The organism is Cobetia sp. UIB-001 (assembly GCF_044789135.1).
Taxonomy (GTDB): Bacteria; Pseudomonadota; Gammaproteobacteria; order Pseudomonadales; family Halomonadaceae; genus Cobetia; species Cobetia amphilecti.
Genome location: NZ_CP058244.1, coordinates 2,835,299 through 2,855,956, shown reverse-complemented (window position 1 = coordinate 2,855,956; position 20,658 = coordinate 2,835,299). Strand labels below are relative to the sequence as shown.

At 58.3% G+C, this 20,658-nt stretch carries 20 protein-coding genes and 3 tRNA genes; 18 read left to right on the top strand and 5 right to left on the bottom strand.

Annotation, left to right across the window (positions count from 1 at the left end; all coding sequences use genetic code 11):
• The first annotated feature begins 179 nt into the window (after positions 1–179).
• The 3 genes from HA399_RS11905 to HA399_RS11895 all read left to right on the top strand — a co-directional run bounded on the left by HA399_RS11905 (position 180) and on the right by HA399_RS11895 (position 489).
• Positions 180–256, top strand: a tRNA-Val gene (locus HA399_RS11905).
• A gap of 37 nt (positions 257–293) precedes the next feature.
• Positions 294–370, top strand: a tRNA-Val gene (locus HA399_RS11900).
• Between the two features lie 42 nt (positions 371–412).
• Positions 413–489: transfer RNA gene (locus HA399_RS11895), tRNA-Val, on the top strand.
• A gap of 103 nt (positions 490–592) precedes the next feature.
• Here the strand turns inward: HA399_RS11895 and HA399_RS11890 are convergent.
• The 5 genes from HA399_RS11890 to HA399_RS11870 all read right to left on the bottom strand — a co-directional run bounded on the left by HA399_RS11890 (position 593) and on the right by HA399_RS11870 (position 5,170).
• On the bottom strand, positions 593–1,642 hold the full coding sequence (locus tag HA399_RS11890; RefSeq protein WP_404325096.1) for an alpha/beta hydrolase: 1,050 nt from the start codon (positions 1,640–1,642) through the stop codon (positions 593–595).
• A gap of 164 nt (positions 1,643–1,806) precedes the next feature.
• Positions 1,807–2,295: a GAF domain-containing protein gene (locus tag HA399_RS11885; RefSeq protein WP_107336313.1), complete on the bottom strand. Its 489-nt coding sequence runs from the start codon at positions 2,293–2,295 to the stop codon at positions 1,807–1,809.
• A 218-nt stretch (positions 2,296–2,513) separates the two neighbouring features.
• On the bottom strand, positions 2,514–3,332 hold the full coding sequence (locus HA399_RS11880) for a MetQ/NlpA family ABC transporter substrate-binding protein (RefSeq protein WP_153636936.1): 819 nt from the start codon (positions 3,330–3,332) through the stop codon (positions 2,514–2,516).
• A 160-nt stretch (positions 3,333–3,492) separates the two neighbouring features.
• Positions 3,493–4,146 carry a methionine ABC transporter permease gene (locus HA399_RS11875; protein ID WP_107336314.1) on the bottom strand — a complete coding sequence of 218 codons (654 nt, stop codon included), beginning with the start codon at positions 4,144–4,146 and terminating at the stop codon, positions 3,493–3,495.
• Complete coding sequence (locus tag HA399_RS11870; RefSeq protein ID WP_107336315.1) at positions 4,127–5,170, bottom strand: methionine ABC transporter ATP-binding protein; 1,044 nt, start codon at positions 5,168–5,170, stop codon at positions 4,127–4,129. Before HA399_RS11870 ends, HA399_RS11875 begins: the two co-directional genes overlap by 20 nt.
• Positions 5,171–5,863: 693 nt before the next feature.
• Between HA399_RS11870 and HA399_RS11865 the strand changes: the two genes are divergently transcribed.
• From HA399_RS11865 to HA399_RS11795, 15 genes are all read left to right on the top strand, one after another.
• A complete protein-coding gene (locus HA399_RS11865) occupies positions 5,864–6,475 on the top strand; it encodes a riboflavin synthase subunit alpha (protein WP_404326971.1) in 612 nt (203 codons plus the stop codon).
• 300 nt (positions 6,476–6,775) lie between these two features.
• Entirely contained in the window at positions 6,776–8,077 is a 1,302-nt protein-coding gene (locus HA399_RS11860; RefSeq protein ID WP_192837612.1) for an NCS2 family permease, read from the top strand.
• Entirely contained in the window at positions 8,077–8,622 is a 546-nt protein-coding gene (locus HA399_RS11855) for an adenine phosphoribosyltransferase (RefSeq protein WP_043335609.1), read from the top strand. Before HA399_RS11860 ends, HA399_RS11855 begins: the two co-directional genes overlap by 1 nt.
• 171 nt (positions 8,623–8,793) lie before the next feature.
• The gene (gene gpt, locus HA399_RS11850) at positions 8,794–9,291 is read left to right on the top strand and encodes a xanthine phosphoribosyltransferase (RefSeq protein WP_043335607.1); all 498 of its coding nucleotides are present in this window, start codon (positions 8,794–8,796) and stop codon (positions 9,289–9,291) included.
• Between the two features lies 1 nt (position 9,292).
• Positions 9,293–10,003, top strand: coding sequence for a uracil-DNA glycosylase (gene ung / locus HA399_RS11845; protein WP_404325095.1), 711 nt, complete (start codon positions 9,293–9,295; stop codon positions 10,001–10,003).
• Between the two features lie 96 nt (positions 10,004–10,099).
• Complete coding sequence (locus HA399_RS11840; RefSeq protein WP_404325094.1) at positions 10,100–11,110, top strand: hypothetical protein; 1,011 nt, start codon at positions 10,100–10,102, stop codon at positions 11,108–11,110.
• A 181-nt stretch (positions 11,111–11,291) separates the two neighbouring features.
• On the top strand, positions 11,292–12,290 hold the full coding sequence (pseB, locus tag HA399_RS11835) for a UDP-N-acetylglucosamine 4,6-dehydratase (inverting) (RefSeq protein WP_404325093.1): 999 nt from the start codon (positions 11,292–11,294) through the stop codon (positions 12,288–12,290).
• Positions 12,291–13,454, top strand: coding sequence for a UDP-4-amino-4,6-dideoxy-N-acetyl-beta-L-altrosamine transaminase (gene pseC / locus HA399_RS11830; protein ID WP_404325092.1), 1,164 nt, complete (start codon positions 12,291–12,293; stop codon positions 13,452–13,454).
• Positions 13,451–14,188, top strand: a complete 738-nt coding sequence (pseF, locus tag HA399_RS11825; protein ID WP_404325091.1) for a pseudaminic acid cytidylyltransferase — start codon at positions 13,451–13,453, stop codon at positions 14,186–14,188. Before pseC ends, pseF begins: the two co-directional genes overlap by 4 nt.
• The gene (gene pseG / locus HA399_RS11820; RefSeq protein WP_404325090.1) at positions 14,185–15,327 is read left to right on the top strand and encodes a UDP-2,4-diacetamido-2,4,6-trideoxy-beta-L-altropyranose hydrolase; all 1,143 of its coding nucleotides are present in this window, start codon (positions 14,185–14,187) and stop codon (positions 15,325–15,327) included. Before pseF ends, pseG begins: the two co-directional genes overlap by 4 nt.
• Positions 15,324–15,842 carry a UDP-4-amino-4,6-dideoxy-N-acetyl-beta-L-altrosamine N-acetyltransferase gene (gene pseH, locus HA399_RS11815; RefSeq protein ID WP_404325089.1) on the top strand — a complete coding sequence of 173 codons (519 nt, stop codon included), beginning with the start codon at positions 15,324–15,326 and terminating at the stop codon, positions 15,840–15,842. The genes pseG and pseH overlap by 4 nt, the downstream gene beginning before the upstream one ends.
• Before the next feature lie 6 nt (positions 15,843–15,848).
• Positions 15,849–16,910: a pseudaminic acid synthase gene (gene pseI / locus HA399_RS11810; protein WP_404325088.1), complete on the top strand. Its 1,062-nt coding sequence runs from the start codon at positions 15,849–15,851 to the stop codon at positions 16,908–16,910.
• Positions 16,911–17,192: 282 nt separating this feature from the next.
• Positions 17,193–17,822: a uracil phosphoribosyltransferase gene (gene upp, locus HA399_RS11805; protein WP_043335602.1), complete on the top strand. Its 630-nt coding sequence runs from the start codon at positions 17,193–17,195 to the stop codon at positions 17,820–17,822.
• A 121-nt stretch (positions 17,823–17,943) separates the two neighbouring features.
• Positions 17,944–19,230, top strand: coding sequence for a uracil-xanthine permease family protein (locus HA399_RS11800; RefSeq protein ID WP_404325087.1), 1,287 nt, complete (start codon positions 17,944–17,946; stop codon positions 19,228–19,230).
• Between the two features lie 190 nt (positions 19,231–19,420).
• Entirely contained in the window at positions 19,421–20,644 is a 1,224-nt protein-coding gene (locus HA399_RS11795) for a glycosyltransferase (RefSeq protein ID WP_404325086.1), read from the top strand.
• Positions 20,645–20,658 lie beyond the last annotated feature (14 nt).

The following is a 20,658-nucleotide window of genomic DNA, read 5'->3' as shown; positions in this document are numbered from 1 at the left end:
GCGGCCGATCCGTGCCTGCTCTGTGCCCGTTCTTTTTACCTGATCATGGCAAGGCGGAATGGCGAGAAAATTTTTTATCATCAGGGGTTGCATCAAAACGGGAGTTGCGTAGAATACGTCCTCGCTGACAGGGCAAAGCACTTCGCATCACACTGCTGCGCGTTTCAGCATGCTGACATAGGACCATAGCTCAGTTGGTTAGAGCGCCACGTTGACATCGTGGAGGTCGGCGGTTCAAATCCGCCTGGTCCTACCAGCATCGGCACTGATGGCAACATCGCGCCACTTGATTCAGGACCATAGCTCAGTTGGTTAGAGCGCCACGTTGACATCGTGGAGGTCGGCGGTTCAAATCCGCCTGGTCCTACCAAGCCGTTCCACGGTATGTTTCAAGTGTCATCTGCCACACTTCAGGACCATAGCTCAGTTGGTTAGAGCGCCACGTTGACATCGTGGAGGTCGGCGGTTCAAATCCGCCTGGTCCTACCAGATTCCAGAAAACGCCCGGCTCATCGAGTCGGGCGTTTTCGTGTGCGTGTCATGAAAATCTGCCGCGTGACCGGCGCGTGACACTTGGCGAGAGAGGCGCCGCTCAGGCAAGCGTAGCGTCGAGGAATTCGCGTGCTTCCTTGAGGGCGGCATTGGCAGCGCTCAGCAGCGGAGCGAAGCCGACGAACACATGCGGCATGTCCGGCCACAGGCTCAATGTGACGGGCGAGCCGCAGTCCTGCGCCTGAGTGGCGTAGCGACGGCTGTCGTCGAGCAGGATCTCCGCCTCGCCGCACTGGATAAGCGTCGGAGGCAGGTCAAACAGATTCCCCTCCAGTGGCGAGATGCGCGAATCGCTCATGTCGGTGCCGTCCTGCACGTAGGCCATGCTCACGAAGGGCAGCAGGTTGGGGTCGAGAATCGGGTCCACCTCGGCCTTGCGCGACAGTGAGGCGCTGCCCCAGCTGAGGTCCGTGGCGGGCGAGAAGGCGATCACCGCACCCGGCAGCCGCTCGCCTGCGCTCTTGAGCGCATTCACGGCCGCCAGCGTGAGGTTGCCGCCCGCGCTGTCACCGGCCAGCAGCAGGTGGTCCTGCGGGTATTCGTCACACAGCCAGCGCCACGCGGCCAGCACGTCCTGCAGGCCGGCCGGGAAGGCGGCCTCTGGCGCGAGGCGGTAATCCAGGGTGTAGGTCTCGGCGCGTGCCGCTCGGCCCAGGCGGCTGGCCAGAGGACGATGGCCGGCAGGCGAGCCTGCGATCCAGCTGCCGCCATGCACATACAGCAGGCGACGCTGGCGCGCTGGTGCGTCATCGGGTGCCGGCAATACCTCACAGACACGCTCTCCCTCGCCACCCGGTACCATCGCGAGACGCGGTGTCACGCCGGTGTCGAGAATGCTGGCGTCGGCGGCGAAGTAAGCCTCAAGCAGGGTGCGCTTGGCACCGAGGTCATTGCCGGTGCGCGCCGTGAAGGCCTTGATACACTCAAGATGCTTGATGACCCGCTCAAGGCCGGCATGCGCTTCGTCGTGATTTTGCAGCGAGGCCTCCGCGTGTGGGGGCGGCGAATCCGGGGAGGAGGGCGATGTAGAGGATGATGTGGGGGGCGAAGTAGAGGGCGACGAGGGATGAGATGGCGACCGGGATGACATGTTTGGCTCCTGTCGGGTGCGAGAGCTCTTAACCTGTCATCTCGTACGGGGCTGTGCAAGGCCAGAAAGGCCACAACGCAAACCGCCCGCCGTGCGAGTGGCGCGGCGGGCGGCAGAGCGTGATGCTGACATTCAGGCTGTCTGTCAGGCGGGCGCTCAGTTTGTCAGGCAGGAACGCTGTCGAAGTCGCTGGAGGCGATGAAGATCTCGACCAGGCGCTCGATGCCGGCCTGATCCTCTTCGTCGAAGCGCTCGGGGCTCGGGCTGTCCAGGTCCAGCACACCCCACAGCACTTGCTGGCCGTCCTGCTCGATGAGCACCGGGATGACCAGCTCGCTGCGCGAGGCGGCGTCACAGGCGATATGGCCCGGGAAGGCGTGCACGTCCGCGACACGCTGGGTGGTGCGTTCGGTGGCGGCGGCGCCACACACGCCCTTGGTGAAGGGAATCGGGTGGCAGGCCGGCTGACCCTGGAACGGCCCCAGGTGCAGGACCTGCGGCTGACGTTGCACATAGAAGCCTGCCCAGTTGAGGTTCTCCACCGTCATGTTGACGAAGGCAGCCGTCTGGGAGGCATTGGTCAGCCAGTCGCGGGTATCGAGGATGGCATCCAGCTGGCGGGCCAGCAGTGAATAGTCGGGGCGAGTGGCCATGAGGGCTCCTGAGGGATAGGTAAGGTGGCGAGATGGCGCAAGAATGCGGTCGCGGGTCGCCTGTTTCAAGCGTGTCCTGCGCGTGTCTCTTCCCGCGCTGCGTCGGCATCTGGGTGTGATGAGATGCGTGACGAGATGAGTCATCCACCGGATGCAAAAGCGCCGACCAGTGGTCGGCGCTTTGCGTTCAGGCGTCTGTCAGCGACATGGGGTGAGGCTTACTTCCAGCCCGGCACCGCCGCGCCCTTGAACAGCTCTTCCGCCTTGGCTTCGACTTCCGGCGTCTGATAGGCCTTGACCAGCTTCTGCACCTTCTCGCTGTCCTCATCGCCCTGACGCACGACGATCAGGTTGACGTACGGAGACTCGGCGCCTTCACGGATCAGCGCGTCTTCCGGCTTCAATCCAGCCGGCTGGGCGAAGGTGTTGTTGATGAAGGCCAGGTCGACGTCCGGCAGGATGCGCGGCAGCTGGGCAGCCTCGATTTCCTTGAACTGGTAGTCATGCGGGTTCTTGGCGACATCGATCGGGGTCGCTTCGAGGTTGCTCTTGTCGGTCAGCTCGATCATGCCCAGGTCGTGCATCAGGATCAGGGAGCGGCCTTCGTTGGACGGATCGTTCGGCAGGGCGATGGTCGCGCCGTCCGGCAGTTCGCTGATGTCTGCGTACTTCTCGGAGTAGGCACCGATCGGGTACACGAAGGTCTTGCCGGCGCTGGCGAACTTGTAGCCACGCTCACGCACCATGGATTCCATGTACGGCTGGTGCTGGTAGGCGTTGGCGTCCAGAGAGCCATCGGCCAGTGCGGCGTTGGGAGACACGTAGTCGGTGAATTCGGTGATCTCGACGTTCAGGTCGTACTTTTCCTTGGCGATCTCGGCCGCGACCTTCATCACTTCGGTTTCCGGGCCTGCGACGGTGCCCATCTTGAGGGTGTTCTCGTCGGACGCGTCGTTGCCGCAGCCTGCCAGCAGGGTGGCGCCGAGCAGGGTGGCAGCGCCGGCAAGGCGCAGCGGGGAAGAAAGCGTGGTCAGCATGTTGCGCATCGATGTTCTCCTTGTGATCCGACGTGACCGGCGGGGTCCGCGGGATGTTATGAGTGACGGCTCATGGTGATGAGCCGTCACGATACCGAAAGTCGTGTGATTTGTAGATCGAACGCCACTTCCAGATCAGTCGCTGCTCATGGAGCGACGCTTACTTGTGGTTCGACTTGCGCACCAGATGGTCGCCCAGGCTCTGGAAGCCCTGCACCATGACGACGAGGATGACCACGGTCACCAGCATCACCATCGGGTCGAAGCGGTTGTAGCCGTAGCGAATGCCGAGATCCCCCAGGCCGCCGCCACCGACGGTGCCGGCCATGGCGGAATAGCTGATCAGCGTCACCACGGTGATGGTCAGGCCATTGATGATACCGCCGCGTGCTTCCGGCAGCAGTACCTTGGTGATGATCTGCATCGGCGTGGCGCCCATGGCCTGTGCGGCCTCGACCAGCCCGGGACCGACTTCATTCAGCGCGCCTTCGATCAGGCGGGCGACGAAGGGAATCGAGGCGATGGTCAGCGGTACGATGGCGGCATTGGTGCCGATCGAGCTGCCCGCGATCAGGCGCGTCAGCGGGATGATCGCCACCATCAGGATGATGAACGGCACCGAGCGACCGATGTTGGTGATGATGCTCAGCACGCTGTTGAGTGCCGGGCGTGCGAGAATCTGGCCGGGGCGCGAGGTATAGAGGGCCACGCCCAGCGGAATGCCGAGTGCCGCGGAGATCAGGCCTGCCACCGCGACCATGTACAGCGTCTCGAGGGTGGAGGACAGGACGAGTTCAAGCAGTGCGGGTGACATGACCGAGCACCTCCACTTTCAGGTCGTGGGATTCGAGATAATCGAGCGCTTGCTGGGTCTGGCGGCTATCGCCCATCAGTTCGGCGATCATCAGGCCCAGGGTGCGGTCCTGAATGGATTCCACCTTGGCCTGCAGGATGCTGACATCCACTTGGCATTCACGTGCCAGGCGGGAGATCAGCGGAGTGGAGACGGCGTCGCCGCTGAAGGCCAGGCGCACCACCGGGTGGGTGTGCGGGCCCGCGGTGGCTTCGAGGCGCTCGACCAGCGCACGCGGCGGCTCAAGTTCCAGGAAGTCATTGAGGAACTCGCGGCCAAGGCGGGTCTGCGGTGCGGTGAAGAAATCGCCCACCGAGGCCACTTCCACCAGTTCACCACCGCTGATCAGGGCGACCTGATCACAGATGCTCTTGACCACTTCCATCTCGTGGGTGATCAGCAGAATCGTCAGGCCCAGCTTGGTGTTGATGTCCTTGAGCAGTTCAAGGATGGAGGCGGTGGTCTGCGGGTCGAGCGCCGAGGTGGCCTCGTCACACAGCAGCACCTTGGGGCGGCTGGCCAGCGCACGGGCGATGGCCACACGCTGTTTCTGACCCCCGGACAGCTGGGCAGGATACTGGCCGGCCTTGTCGCTCAGGCCGGTCAGCTCCAGCAATGGCTCGACGCGCTTTCTGATCTCGTCCTTCGAGATGCCAGCCAGCTCCAGTGGCAATGCCACATTGGCGAAGACCGTGCGTGAGGAGAGCAGATTGAAGTGCTGGAAGATCATGCCGATCTGGTGACGAGCGCTGCGCAGGGCGGACTCGTCGAGTTCGGTCAATTCCTGGCCATCGACGACGACGCTACCGGCAGTGGGGCGTTCGAGCAGATTGACGCAGCGAATGAGGGTCGACTTGCCGGCACCGGACAGGCCGATGACACCGGTAATGGCGCCCTGAGGAACCGTGAGGCTGGCATCCTTGAGCGCGACCACGGCCTTGTCACCACTGCCGTAAGTCTTGGAGACGTTCTTGAGTGTGATCATGGGGGTCCGAGTGGTTAAGGCACCAACCGGATTGCGGGCGAAGGTCTGTAGAGGACAGAACGTTCTGCCGGCGTCTGCGCACATGGCAGACAGCGAAGAGGGGAGCGATCCAGTGGGGAGAAAAAAGACCACCCAAGACGGGTGGCCATCAACGCTGGACACACCCTTTTAGCAGAACTTGCACCCCGTGAGACCAGCTCTCGTGGTGGGCGCCCGCAATCCGGGTACAAATCGGCGCCAAACAGATTTGAGGCGCATTCTATCAGTCACCTTGGGGGTGTCAACGACTTTGGTCTTGCGCTGGACGTTTATTCGAACTGGCGTTCGATATGGCAATTTGGCGATACGCTCTGTAAGCCATATCTTACAAGGTTCTTGTCGTGACGCGGGTTTCAATCGCCAGCGACGGCTTTCCTGTCTTGACGGTCAGTCGGGGATGAGTTGCGGCCCGCTCTGGCTACTCTGCGTTCGCGGTGTCAGCCGTGCTCGTCTGTGGCGAGAGGCGGGAGACGGGAGACGGGTGGCGAGGGCGGCAACGCCGCGCACTCCCACGGCAGACAACGCCAGCATGTCGACGGCTAGTCCACCATGCTAGGATTTCGGCTGGGCATGCCGGTCATCTCGCTGCTGCATGCCGTCCCTTATTCACGGCTTCTCGACAGCAAGAAGCAGCAGTGCAAGGAAAGATCACGCATGTTCACGGGTATCGTACAAGGCATGGCGGAAGTGGTGGCCATTGAAGAGCGCACTGACTTTCGCACGCATCAGGTCCGGTTTCCGGCGGGACTGGAGGCGGGGCTGGAGCTGGGGGCCTCGGTGGCCCATAACGGTTGCTGTCTGACCGTGACGGCACTTGAGGGTCAGCTGGCCAGTTTTGACCTGATGCGCGAGACGCTGCGTCTGACCAATCTGGGCGAACTCGAAGTGGGCAGCGTCGTGAACGTGGAACGAGCGGCACGCTTCGGCGACGAGATCGGCGGGCACTCGATGTCCGGGCACGTGATGGCGATGGTGACCATCGATGCCATCGAGGCCACTGCCGACAATCGTCGTATCTGGTTCCAGGCGCCGGCCGAGCTGATGCGTTTTCTGTTCGACAAGGGCTATGTGGGACTTGACGGTGTCAGCCTGACGATCGGCGAGGTGCAGGGCACGCGCTTCTGCGTCAATCTGATTCCCGAGACGCTCGAGCGCACCCTGATGGGCGTGCGCGCCGTCGGTGATCAGGTCAACCTAGAAGTCGATCCGCAGACCCAGGCGATTGTCGAGACCGTCGAGCGGGTCATGGCCTCCCGTCTGGCATGAGGCTTGCAGGTCTGCAGCGGATCAACTCACTGGCAGGACGCCAGAACTCGTCTGACTGGTCAGGAAATATGCCGGGAATGCTCGATTCGCTGCAGACCTTTGGGTACCATGTTGCGCCTTTCGATGCCCTGCCGCTGGCGGGGCATCGTGGTTCAGGCAGGCTGAACAGGGGAAAAGCTTCATCCGACGCCCTGTGCGGCATACCTGTCCGAGCGAGTTCGTCTTGATCTGCTGATTCTGACAATCACCGACCACTGCGCCTTGCCGGACAGGCACTGCTCAAGGATAGGGGCTACCTCAATGCTGGAACGTCTTTTCAAGCTCTCCGAGCACGGTACCAATGTGCGTACCGAAGTCATCGCAGGATTTACCTCCTTCCTCGCGATGGCCTATATCATTTTCGTGGCTCCCTCGATGCTGGCCTCCACCGGCATGGATCACGGTGCCGTGTTCGTCGCGACCTGTCTGGCGGCCGCCATCGGCTGTCTGGTCATGGGCCTTTACGCCAACTACCCGATCGCGCTGGCGCCGGGCATGGGGCTGACGGCCTTCTTCACCTATACGGTCGCCGGCCAGATGGGCGTGCCCTGGCAGGTCGCGCTGGGCGCGGTCTTCCTGTCCGGGGTGAGCTTCTTCCTGCTGTCCGCCTTCAAGATTCGCGAATGGATCATCAATGCCATTCCCGCCTCGCTGAAGACCGGCATCGCCGCGGGCATCGGCCTGTTCATGGCCATCATCGCCCTGCAGGGCAGCGGCATCGTCGTCGACGCCCCGGGCACGCTGGTCACGCTGGGCGATCTATCCTCCCCGGCGGCCATGTATGCATTGCTCTCGTTCTTTTTGATCGTCGCGCTGTCGTATCGGAAGGTGATCGGTGCGGTGATGATCGGCATACTGCTCGTCACGCTGCTGGCGACCTTGACCGGCAACAACGACTTCCACGGCTTTGCCTCGATGCCGCCGAGCATGCTGCCGACATTGGCAGAGCTCGATATCGCCGGCGCCTTCAATCTGGGCATGGTGTCGATCATCTTCGCCTTCCTGTTCGTCGATCTGTTCGACACCTCGGGCACGCTGATCGCCGTCTCCCAGCAGGCTGGTCTGACCAATGAGCGTGGCCACCTGCCGCGCCTGGGACGGGCCTTGATGGCAGATTCCAGTGCCACCATGGTCGGCTCTGTCATGGGCACCTCGAACGTGACCAGCTACATCGAATCCGCCACCGGCGTGGCCGCCGGCGGGCGTACCGGCCTGACGGCCGTGGTCGTGGCCGGCCTGTTCCTCGTCAGCCTGTTCCTGTCGCCGCTGGCGACCTCGATTCCGGCCTTCGCCACTGCCGGTGCGCTGCTGTATGTCGCCTGCCTGATGACGGGCGGCCTGGCACGCATCGACTGGAACGACATTACTGAAGCGGCACCGGTGGTGATCGCCACCCTGGTGATGCCGCTGACCTACTCGATTGCCAACGGGATCGCGCTGGGCTTCATCAGCTACGCCGTGATCAAGCTGTTCTCCGGCCGTTATCGTGATCTGAGCCCGGGGCTGGTGATTCTCGCCATCCTGTTCGCCTGCAAATACCTGTTCCTCGACGGAGCCCTCTAATGAGCATCTACAGCGACTACATCAAGTCTGTCATCCGCACCGTGCCGGACTGGCCCCAGGAAGGCGTCAACTTCCGTGACATCACGCCGGTGCTGCAGAACTCCGCCGCGTTCCGCAAGCTGATCGACTCCTTCGTGCACCGCTACCAGGAGATGGAAATCGACGCCATCGCCGCCATCGATGCGCGTGGCTTCATCATCGGCGCTCCGCTGGCCTACGAGCTGGGCTGCAGCTTCGTGCCGGTGCGCAAGAAGGGCAAGCTGCCGTTCAAGACCATCAGCGAGACCTACTCGCTGGAATACGGTGAGTCCACCGTCGAGCTGCACTCCGATGCCTTCCGTGAAGGCGATCGCATCCTGGTGATGGATGACCTGATCGCTACCGGCGGCACCATGCTGGCGGCCTGCAAGCTGATCGAGCGCACCGGTGGTGTGGTCGTCGAGACGGCAGCCATCATCGATCTGCCGGAAATCGGCGGCTCCGCGCGCATTCGTGAAGAAGGCCACAGTGTCTTCGCGGCGTGCAGCTTCACCGAATCCGAGTAATGCCGGCTTGACGCGATGGCCCTGTCTTCTGGCAGGGCCATCGTCGTTGCTGCGGGCAGCGAATCTGAGGCCCTTGTCCGCGCTCTAGCGTGGCTGAGTGGATCTTCCCCTTGTGCGGTGGCGCGCCAGCCACCATGCTTTCCTTCTGTTTCGTCATTGCGAGTGACCCACATGTCTTCCGAACGCTACCACGACCACTTCATCGTCTCCTGGGACCAGCTGCACCGTGATGTGCGCGCGCTGTGTCACGACCTCAGTGGTCGCGACTTCAAGGGCATCATCGCCATCACCCGCGGTGGCCTGATTCCGGCCGGCCTGATCGCCCGCGAGCTGGGTATCCGCCACATCGATACCGTGTGCATCAAGAGCTATCACGACCACATGGAGCAGGGTGGTCTGGAAGTGGTCAAGGGCGTCGACCACGACGGTGACGGCTGGCTGCTGGTCGATGACCTGGTCGACACCGGCAACACCGCACGTGCGGTGCGTGACATGCTGCCCAAGGCGCACTTCGTGACCGTCTATGCCAAGCCGGAAGGGCGTCCGCTGGTCGATGGCTTCATCACCGAAGTGCCGCAGAACTGCTGGATCCAGTTCCCGTGGGACATGGGCATCGCCTACGTCGAGCCGATCGCCGAGCAGCTCAAGAAGCAAGAGAGCGATAGCTGACATGCCGTTGGAGACTGCCGCGACTGGCCGCTCCGAGGTGTTGCCTGCCGATTGGCAGGCGCATCTTGGCCAAGAGTTTCAGGCTGACTACATGCAGCGTCTGCGCGACTTTCTGCGCGCCGAGAAAGATGCCGGCAAGGTCATCTATCCGCATTCCGATGACTGGTTTCGTGCCTTCTGGCTGACGCCGCTCTCCAACGTCAAGGTCGTGATCCTCGGGCAGGACCCGTATCACGGCCCGGGCCAGGCGCACGGACTGTGCTTCTCGGTACGCCCCGGCGTACGCCCGCCGCCTTCGCTGAAGAACATCTACAAGGAACTGGCCACCGATGTCGGCGTCGAACCCGTCGATCACGGCTTCCTCGAGAGTTGGGCGAAGCAGGGCGTCTTGCTGCTCAACAGCGTGCTGACCGTCGAGCAGGGCAAGGCTGCCTCGCATCAGAAGCAGGGGTGGGAGCAGTTCACCGACCGCGCCATCGACGTGATCAACCAGCACTGTGAGGGTGTCGTCTTCCTGCTCTGGGGCAGTCATGCCCAGAAGAAGGCCCGCGCTGTGGACGCCCAGAAGCACCTGGTGCTCCACGCGCCGCACCCGTCTCCCCTCGCAGCGCACCGCGGTTTCTTCGGCTCTCGCCACTTCTCTCAAGCCAACGCCTGGCTGGAAGCGCGTGGGAAAAAGCCGATCGACTGGCAGTTGCCGGTATCGACCTAGAGGCTGAGAAAAAGTTTCAAGTTGCTTTGCTCTATAGTGTTCTTATTCTCTTTGCCCAAGCTGAGAGGCGATTGTAGTTTGTGAAAGGAAGCCAAAATGGTGCTTTTTCTCGCTGAATCACCCCTACAGGTGATTTCATGTTACGAATTGTTTAAGCAGAAGTTTTCTGGCGAGAGGGTTTTGCTCGTAGTGAAGTATTCGGGCGAGAGAAAGAAAAAAACTCATGATTATCAGCTCAAGAAAACAATTGAAGCTTTGGATTGGCCTGAATGCACTGAGGTGTCTTTTCTGTGCAGAATCAAGCAGTTTTCATGGGCTAAAAAAAGATTTGTCAAATATAAGATCATCAAGGCATGTGAGGGGCGTGCAAGTGTAGTATGTATGGGGGACTTTAAAAGTGAATGGATGCATGATCTCAAGATAAAGTTATTGCCAGAAAGTGTCTATCTGACCGATGATGGGGTAGGTGTAATAGAGGCGAAGGAAAAATATATAGATAAAGGTTTATTTCATCGCAACAAGAAATCGGGGTGGCTTTCCGGTGATGATTATGTGCAGCCGATTATCTTTAGTTCGTTTGTCAGTAGCTCGGGTGATGGGAGTTCAGTGCATAATGATTATAGGGCTTTGAGGGCGGAAAGCAGGAGTAAGGCAACTGACGTGGAGGCCGTTTTTTATTTTGGTGCCAAGTATAGTGAAGCTGGTATCATGTCGTTGGAGGATGAGCTTGTGCTTATCAGTAAGGCCAAGCTATATTTTGAGGAACGCGGGAAAAAAATAAAGTATATACCACACAGGGCTGATACACTCGGTAAGCTTGAATTGATTGAGAGCCAACTCAATATTCCTGTCAACCCTCTCGGCTTGCCAGCGGAACTATACTTGTTGAAGCTGGATTACTTGCCTTGGGGGATTGCTGGAGCTTTCACAAGTGCACTTCTTAGCCTCGACAAGCTTTTCGATTTTGAGTCTGTGGTTTCTTTTGAAGTTCCCTCTGCTGTGTTGCGTGCAGAATCTTCAAGGGCAATAAGTAATATTTATAAGGAGTACCGTCAAGCCGGTATTGATGTAGTGGGCTTGGACTTCAATAAGCATGATCGGATTTAAGTCTGAATGTGATTAGGTGTACGGTTATTGGTGTATGAAATGAAGCAGGTTTTTTTACCCATATAATTGGCGTTGCAGATTTTTCATGCGGCAAATTTGTGGTGAAGTTCTTGAGTGGATTCAATGGCTTCTATGTGTTAGAATTTTCTATAAATTCAGTTTTCGTTGAGGGCGGCAGGGCATGTTCGATAATGCATCGATTTTGGTCACAGGTGGTACTGGATCTTTTGGTCATACATTCATTCCAATGTTGTTGAAAAAATATAATCCCAAGAGGGTTATCATTTTTTCACGTGATGAAATGAAACAGTGGGAAATGGCCAAGAAGTTTCAGGGCGATTCTCGTGTGCGTTTCTTTATAGGGGATGTGCGTGACCGAGACCGGGTATATCGTGCTCTGGATGGCGTCGATTATGTCGTCCATGCGGCCGCCACCAAGATTGTTCCCACTGCCGAGTACAATCCCTTCGAGTGCGTGAAGACCAATGTTCAAGGCGCAATGAACCTGATTGATGCGTGCATTGACAAAGGCGTAAAAAAGGTCGTCGCACTGTCCACTGATAAGGCTAGCAGCCCGATCAACCTATACGGTGCTACCAAGCTGACATCCGATAAGCTGTTCGTTTCAGGCAATTCTTACGCAGGCGGCCATGAGACCCGCTTTTCAGTAGTACGATACGGCAATGTGATGGGCTCGCGCGGTTCAGTGATTCCGTTTTTCATGTCCATTCGTGACAAGGGAGTGCTGCCAATCACGGATGATCGTATGACACGCTTCATGATCTCTCTGGAGCAGGGCGTCGAGTTGGTCTGGCATGCTTTCGAAGACATGGAAGGTGGAGAGATTTACGTCAAGAAGATTCCTTCCATGAAAGTCACCGACCTTGGGCGTGTCGTTGCGCCGGAGGCCAAGCAGGAAGTCGTCGGCATTCGTCCCGGAGAGAAACTTCACGAGCAAATGATTGGCGCTGAAGATGCTTATTACACCTATGAGTATCCTGAGCACTTCAAGATTCTGCCGGCTATCAACAGCTGGGACCAGGATGCCAATCGTATCAAGGATGGCAAGAAGGTGCCGGAAGGGTTTGTCTATTCCAGTGACAGCAACAGTGAGTGGATGAGTGAAGGCGAGCTCGAAGCCTGGATAGAGACTAACTGGGACAAGATCGGAGCTATCTGAATGATTCCCTACGGACGTCAGGATATCCAGCAGGCCGATATTGATGCCGTGATAGCCGTCTTGCAGTCAGATTTTCTGACACAGGGCCCCATGGTGCCGCGCTTTGAGCAGGCGGTCGCTAACAAGGTGCGGGCACGCCACGCCTTGGCTGTGAATAGCGCCACATCAGCCTTGCATATTGCCTGCCTGGCATTGGGCTTGGGGCGGGGCGATTGGCTATGGACTACCCCAATCACCTTTGTGGCTTCCGCCAACTGTGGTTTGTATTGTGGAGCTCAGGTCGACTTCGTGGATATTGATCCGCATACCTATAATCTCTGTCCCAAAGCGTTGGAAGCCAAGCTTGAGCAAGCCGAACGTGCCAAGCGTCTGCCAAAGGTGGTAGTGGCCGTGCACCTGTGCGGGCAGCCCTGCGACATGCAGGCAATCCATGCCTTGGGGCAGCGATATGGCTTTCGCATCATTGAAGATGCGTCACATGCCATTGGTGGTCAGTATAAAAACGAGTACATCGGTAGCGGTCGCTATAGTGATATCACAGTGTTCAGTTTTCACCCGGTGAAGATCATCACGTCCGCAGAGGGGGGGATGGCACTGACCAATGATGATGCTCTGGCTCGTAGCATGGACCTGCTCCGGAGCCACGGGGTGACTCGTGATCCTGCATTGATGAGCCACGAAGCCGATGGATCATGGTACTACCAGCAGGTTGCCTTGGGCTTTAACTACCGTATGACTGAATTGCAGGCCGCGTTAGGGTTGTCCCAGCTTGAGCGCCTGGACGTTTATGTGGCGAAGCGTAACAGCCTTGCAGATCGTTATGATCAATTGTTGGCCGATCTGCCCGTGATGATCCCGTATCAGCATCCCGATAGCTATTCTGGTCGCCATCTTTACGTCATTCGTCTCGAGCTTGACCAAGTCCGTGTGACCCATCGGGAAGTCTTCGATGCCCTGCGCGAGCAGGGGGTTGGAGTCAATCTGCACTATATCCCTGTGCATACCCAGCCCTATTATCGGGATTTTGGCTTCCGGGCGGGGGACTTCCCTGAGGCTGAGCGCTATTACGAGCAGGCCATCAGCCTGCCTTTATACCCCATCATGATTGATATACAGCAGGACAACGTGATTGTTGCCTTGCGCCGGGCAATGGAGGTGGTATGAGTAATCTCGCTGTTGCTGGCCCGGTCGCTATAATCCCCGCGAGGGGCGGTAGCAAGCGGATTCCGCGCAAGAATATACGGGAATTTGCTGGCAAGCCCATGATCGCTTGGTCTATCAAAGCCGCGTTGGACAGTGGATGTTTCGCGCGTGTGATCGTCTCGACTGATGATGATGAAATCGCTGCCGTAGCGGAAGCCAATGGCGCGGAGGCACCGTTCCGTCGTCCCGCCGCACTCTCTGACGATCACACTGGCACCATCCCGGTGATCGCTCATGCGATTGATTGGCTTCGCGAACAGGGTGAGTCGTCTCAGTCGGTGTGCTGTCTCTATGCAACCGCACCTTTTGTTCAGCCACATGATTTGAAAGCAGGTTTGCTCGCGCTACTAAGTGGCGATGCAGACTATGCCTTCTCAGTCACAAGTTATGCATTCCCTATCCAGCGAGCCTTGCGCTTGACGTCTGACAGTCGTGTCACAATGTTTCAACCAGAGCATTTCACCACGCGCTCTCAGGACCTCGAGGAAGCCTGGCACGACGCCGGGCAATTTTACTGGGGGCGCGCAGAAGCCTGGGTTGCCGGGAAAGCGATTTTCACTCAGTGTGCCGTGCCGGTAAGGCTACCGCGCCATCGGGTACAGGACATCGATACTCCTGAAGATTGGAAGCGCGCCGAGTGGCTATTCCGGGCCTGGCAGTCCGAGATGGCATTGGAGCGGGGGGCAGAGAAATGAGTGATGAGACAAGTCAGCCTCCCTCCTCTGTGGTGGTTTTTCGTGCAGACGCCTCAGTCGAGATTGGCACTGGTCATGTCATGCGCTGCCTCACGCTTGCCGAAGCTCTCAAGGCGCAGGGTATTCAGTGCCTCTTTCTTTGTCGTGAACATGTTGGGCATTTGATCGATACCATTCAGGCGCGGGGCTTTGTTATCCATCGGTTGCCTGTGTGGAGCCAGCAGGACATTGATGATGCGTCCGGGAGTCCTCAGCCGAGCCACGCGCATTGGCTGGGTGTGTCATGGCAGCAGGATGCCGAGGCCTGTGCCACTCTGCTGCGGAGTTTGGCTCCAGACTGGCTTGTCGTGGACCACTACGCACTGGATGCTCGCTGGGAAGCTGCGGTATTGCCTGCCCGAACCCGTTTGCTCGTCATGGATGACCTGGCGGATCGTCCCCATCTTGCCCACCTGCTACTTGATCAAAATCTGGGTCGCCAATCAGAAGACTATGCTGGATTGGTGCCAGTGGAATGCCAAGTGTTGGCGGGACCACAGCATGCGGTATTGCGGCCGGAGTTTGCTGAGCGTCGTGAGAGCAGTCTGACTCGTCGGCTCCGACGCCCGACGATCAAGCGAATGTTGATCAGCCTTGGTGGTGTCGACAAGGACAATGCAACCTGTCGCGTACTTGACGCTCTGAACGACTGCGACTTGCCACATGATCTCGAGATTACCGTAGTCATGGGCGCCACCGCGCCTTGGTTGAGAGAGGTCAAGGCTAGAGCCGGGGAGCTCCCGTGGTTCACCGAGGTGGTCGTCAATGTATCAGATATGGCGAGGCGGATGGCCGAGGCTGACCTCGCAATTGGTGCCGCAGGTAGTACTTCCTGGGAGCGCTGTTGCCTGGGGCTGCCTACTCTCATGCTGGTACTGGCCGAGAATCAGAAATCTATTGCCAAGGCGCTGGATATGGAGGGCGCGGCGGTTTGTCTAGGCAACCAAGAGCAGTTGGTCGAGGGGCTGTCTCGACATTTATCAGCCCTTCAGGTTCCTCATGCCTTGTATGAAATGAGCGTAGCTGCTGCTCAACTGACCTCTGGCGGCGGAACGCTGGCCCTCTGCCGGGCTCTAAATGGGGAGTCACAGTTTAGATGATATTACCCGCAACTTTACGCACTCTCGAGGAGGCCGATCTCTTCTTGGTACGTCAATGGCGTAACCATCCTGATATTCGGCGTTACATGTACACACAGCATGAGATTTCTGAGGGGGAGCATCGCGCTTGGTTCAAGCGTTCACAGCACGACCCAAATCGGCATCTCATGCTGGCTGAAGCAAATGGCCAGCCATTTGGGTTTGTCAGCATTCAGCTGGAAAATGATGAGCCGCATCGCGCTGTATGGGGGTTCTATCTTGCTCCTGAGGCACCGCGAGGCAGCGGTCAAGCGCTTGGGGAAGTCGCTTTGGAATTCGCGTTTGATCAGCTTGGTCTGCATAAACTTTGTGGTGAAGCTCTTGCCAGCAATCAACGCTCGCTAGCGTTTCACGAGCGTTTCGGATTTGTGCGCGAGTCATTATTAAGAGACCATCACTTTGATGGAAATACTTATCACGATGTCATTGGCTTCGGGCTCTTTCGTAGCGAATGGCAATTGCAGCAAGGAGTATGACGTTACATGACAGTCCCCTCTATCGAGATCGCTGGTCGCCGTGTCGCGCCTGATCAATCTCCCTATATTATCGCTGAACTTTCCGCCAACCATAATGGCAGGCTCGAAACGGCCATGCGTATTGTCGAAGAGGCTGCCAAAGCAGGTGCTGATGCTATCAAGTTGCAGACTTACCGACCCGATACCATTACCCTCGACTGCAACAGTGAAGAGTTCAAGATCAAAGGCGGTCTCTGGGACGGGCGTACTCTCTATGAGCTTTATGAAGAAGCTCACATGCCTTGGGAGTGGCACCAGCCGCTTTTTGAGCATGCACGAAAGTTAGGGATCACGATTTTTAGTTCACCCTTCGACACTACAGCAGTTGATCTTCTTGAAGAGCTTGGTGCGCCAGCATATAAAATTGCTTCTTTTGAGGCTATTGACTTGCCGTTGATCGAGTATGTCGCCAAGACGGGTAAGCCGATGATTATTTCAACGGGCATGGCAAATTTGGAAGAAATTCAGGAGGCTATTGAAACTGCCCAACGTGCAGGCTGTCACCAGCTGGCGATATTGCACTGTGTCAGTGGATACCCGGCACCATCTGAAGATTATAACTTGAATACAATTGCCGATATGATAAGCCGTTTCGGCTTGGTAACGGGTCTGTCGGATCATACCGTAGACAATACTACCGCTATTACCAGTGTCGCTCTTGGTGCAAGCCTGATTGAAAAGCATTTTACGTTGGATCGTAATGGTGGTGGGCCTGATGATAGCTTTTCTATAGAGCCTGAAGAATTGCGGGCATTATGCCGTGATACGAAAACTGCCTGGAAGTCCCTGGGTGAAGTCAACTATGGTCGAAAGTCCAGTGAAGTTGGGAATGTACAGTTCAGACGATCACTCTATTTTGTGAGAAGTCTGGTGAAAGGTGAAAGGATAACTAGCGAGTGTGTTCGGAGTGTAAGGCCTGGGTTTGGTGTGGCTCCAAAATATTTGAATGATATCATTGGTTCTCGAGTGCTGAATGACGTCGATATCAATACCCCAGTCTCTTTTTCTATCATTTCGAAAGAATCTTGATTTTGCAGTATTCTGGTATATAATATAAAGAGTTGTTAATTTGAATCACTGTCAGATCAGCATATAGGTAAAAATTACCTAATAAGTTATAATGGTTTAGTCATTATGTATGTTGCCTTGCGCAGCGTACCTCCACACCAAGAACCATTTTCGACCTTAACTTGTTGAGCGCATTACGCTAGAATGCGCTCAATTTACCAGCCTTCCCGCTGCTACCGTCCGAGCCGGCGGGGGTAGTGCTGCGTATCGTTTGCACCATCTTCTGTCCCAAGAGGTATTTCCATGAGCGTCCATGCCATCAATCATCCACTGGTCCAGCACAAGCTCGGCCTGATGCGTGCAGCAGGCATCAGCACCAAGAGCTTCCGTGAGCTGGCCAGTGAGGTCGCCAAGCTGTTGACCTATGAGGCAACCCAGGACCTGGAGCTGGAAACTACCACCATTGATGCCTGGAGCGGCAACGAGCTGGATGTCCAGACCATCAAGGGCAAGAAAGTGACCATCGTCCCGATCCTGCGCGCCGGCCTGGGCATGCTGGATGGCGTGACGGACCTGATTCCCCCGGCACGCATCAGCGTCGTGGGTCTGTACCGTGATGAAGAGACGCTGGAGCCGGTACCGTATTTCGAGAAGTTCGTGTCAGATCTCGACGAGCGTCTGGCCATCGTGATCGACCCGATGCTGGCGACCGGCGGTTCCATGATCGCCACGCTGGACATGCTCAAGGCCAAGGGTTGCCAGCAGATCAAGGTCATCGTGCTGGTCGCGGCGCCTGAGGGGATTGCCAAGGTGCAGGAATCCTACCCGGACATCGAGATCTACACCGCCTCCGTCGATGACCGCCTCGACGAGAACGGTTACATCGTGCCGGGTCTCGGCGATGCCGGTGACAAGATCTTCGGCACGCGCTGAGCGCCCGCCAGAGATGACAACGCCCTGCGCATCTGCGCGGGGCGTTTTTGTATCTGTCTGACCTGTCTGAGCAGTCAGGATCAGGCGGTTGACTCCTCCGCCCGTGAAAAGAAGTGCTGCCATGTCGTCTTCATCACCGTCCTCTGATACCTCCTCTCCCCATGCGTCGTCTGCCCATGTGCCCTTGCCGGAACAGGAAGGGTTCTCGCTGACGACTCTCGTCACCGGCGCGCAGATGCTGTTCGTCGCCTTTGGTGCGCTGGTGCTGGTCCCGTTGCTGACCGGGCTTGACCCCAACGTCGCCCTGTTTACGGCCGGTGTCGGCACCCTGGTCTTCCAGTGCGTGACCAAGGCCAGCGTGCCGGTCTTCCTCGCCTCATCGTTTGCCTTCATTGCGCCCATCCAGAGCTCGGTCGCGAACTTCGGCATTCCTGCCACCATGGGCGGCTTGTTCGTCGCGGGCCTGGTCTATGTGCTGCTGGCGCAATGCCTTCGTCTCAAGGGTGTCGGCATCGTGCATCGCCTGCTGCCGGCCGTCGTGGTCGGTCCGGTGATCATGGTCATCGGGCTGGCGCTGGCACCGACGGCGGTGCAGATGGCCACCGGCGAATTCAGCGACAACATCTCGCATGCCCAGGCGCTAACATTGTCATTGGCCAGTCTTGGCGTGACGCTGGTGCTGTCGATCTTCGGGCGTGGCATGTTGCGTCTGGTGCCGATCCTCGGCGGTATCCTGACGGGGTATGTGCTGGGGCTGGTGATGGGAGTGATCGATCTCTCGCCAGTGCATGCGGCGGAGTGGCTGGCACTGCCAAGCTTCACTGCGCCGACCTTCGAATTTTCGGCCATTCTGTTCATGATTCCCGTGGCCATCGCGCCTGCCGTCGAGCACATCGGCGACATGGTGGCGATCGGCTCGGTGACACGGCGTGACTACCTGAAGAAGCCGGGGCTTCATCGCACTCTGCTCGGTGACGGCCTGGCGACGTCGGCGGCGTCAATGTTCGGTGGTCCGCCCAATACCACCTATTCCGAAGTGACCGGCGCGGTGATGCTGACCCGCAATTTCAATCCGCGTGTGATGACGGTCGCGGCCTGTGTCGCGATCTCGCTGGCCTTCATCGGCAAGGTCGGTGCCGTGCTGCAGACGATTCCCACGCCGGTGATGGGCGGCATCATGTGTCTGCTGTTCGGCTCGATCGCGGTGGTCGGCATGAACACGCTGGTGCGCGCGGGGGATTCACTGACCGCACCGCGCAATCTGGTGATCGCCTCCTTGATCCTGGTGTTCGGGATCGGTGGCATGCAGGTCGGTGGTGGTCAATTCACGCTGCAGGGCGTGAGCCTGGCCGCCATTCTGGGCATCGTGCTCAACCTGATTCTGCCGCCGGCGAAAGAGGGAGAATGATTGCCATTTGATTAGTGGTAGCAGGGAACATTTCAGCGAAAGTCTGTTCTGATAAATGCAACTCCCGTGTGCTGAGCGACTGGCACATGAGAGTTGCATTTTTCGTTTTTTGACAAGATGCCAGATATCGTTTTCGTATGTCTTGCACGCGACACGGAGCGGTATTGGCGGACATTCGAAGGAGTGATGCTTGCGTACCCTGGTCGTAGTGAGAAGTCTGAAGATGGGCGGCATGGAGCGAGTGGCGGTCAATCTTGCCGACAGTCTGGCCGCGAATGACCACGAGACACATATGGTCATCTGGCGCGGTCGTGATCAGGTGCTTGAACCGCAGGATGCCAGCGTTCAGCAGCACATCGTGCCGATTCAACAGCGCGTCCAGCGTTCAGTCGGCGGCGCCCTGACGACATTGGCGTCACGGCTGGTACTCAATCCCGTGATCCGCCGCTCCAATTTCGTGTGGATCGGCAAGGCCGGTGGTGAGGAATTCGCCCGCTGGCTCGAGGAATTCGAGCAGGAACACGGCAAGGTTGACCGCATCATCTTCCGGGGCCTGGGGACGTTCGAGCAGGTGTGGGGCTTCAAGGATTCCCGTGCACGTTACGTGCTGGAAAATCGCGTCAACTTTACCGGCCCGCAGTGGAAGCAGCGCATGTTTGCCCGCTGTCTGCTGGAAGACAAGCATCTGGTGGCGGTGTCCGAGGATGTGGCGCAAGGGGCACGTGACATTGCTCACCAGCACGGGGTGACACCGGCGCATATCGAGACGATCGTCAATGCCTGTCCGATCACCCGGATCCGCGAGCAGGCCGCCATGGAAGAGCCGGATATCCCCGCTGAGCCCTTCATTCTCAATGTGGCGCGCCTGGTGCCGCAGAAAGACCATGCCCTGTTGCTCGAGGCTTATGCCCTGGCCAATCCGAAGGAGCCGCTGGTGATCGTGGGGGCGGGCAATTGCCGGGAAGCCCTGGAAACCCAGGCTGAAAGGCTTGGCATCGCCGAGCGGGTGATCTTCGCCGGTCAGCGTGACAACCCCTATGCCTGGATGCGTGCCGCCAAGCTGTTCGTGCTCAGCTCGCGTGTCGAGGGCATGGGTATCGTGCTGATGGAGGCGCTGGCCTGCGGCACACCGGTAGTCTCGGTGGATTGCCGTGGTGGAATACGCGAGATCCTCAAGGGCGAGCTGGAACACGCCATCGCGCCGCATTCCGCCGAAGGCCTCGCGCGACGCATGAACGAGTTGTTGGCAGAGGAGGGCTATCCGATTCGCGAGGAATGGTTGGCAGATTTCTGCCCGCACACCATGGTGGAGCGTTTCCTGGCCGAGCCGGCCACCAATGAGCCCTGGGATGAGGCGCGCGAGCAGTCGCCTGATGCTGCGGGCCAGCCTCACTCCCGCGCTGCAAGAGGCTAGCGACGCGCTTTACG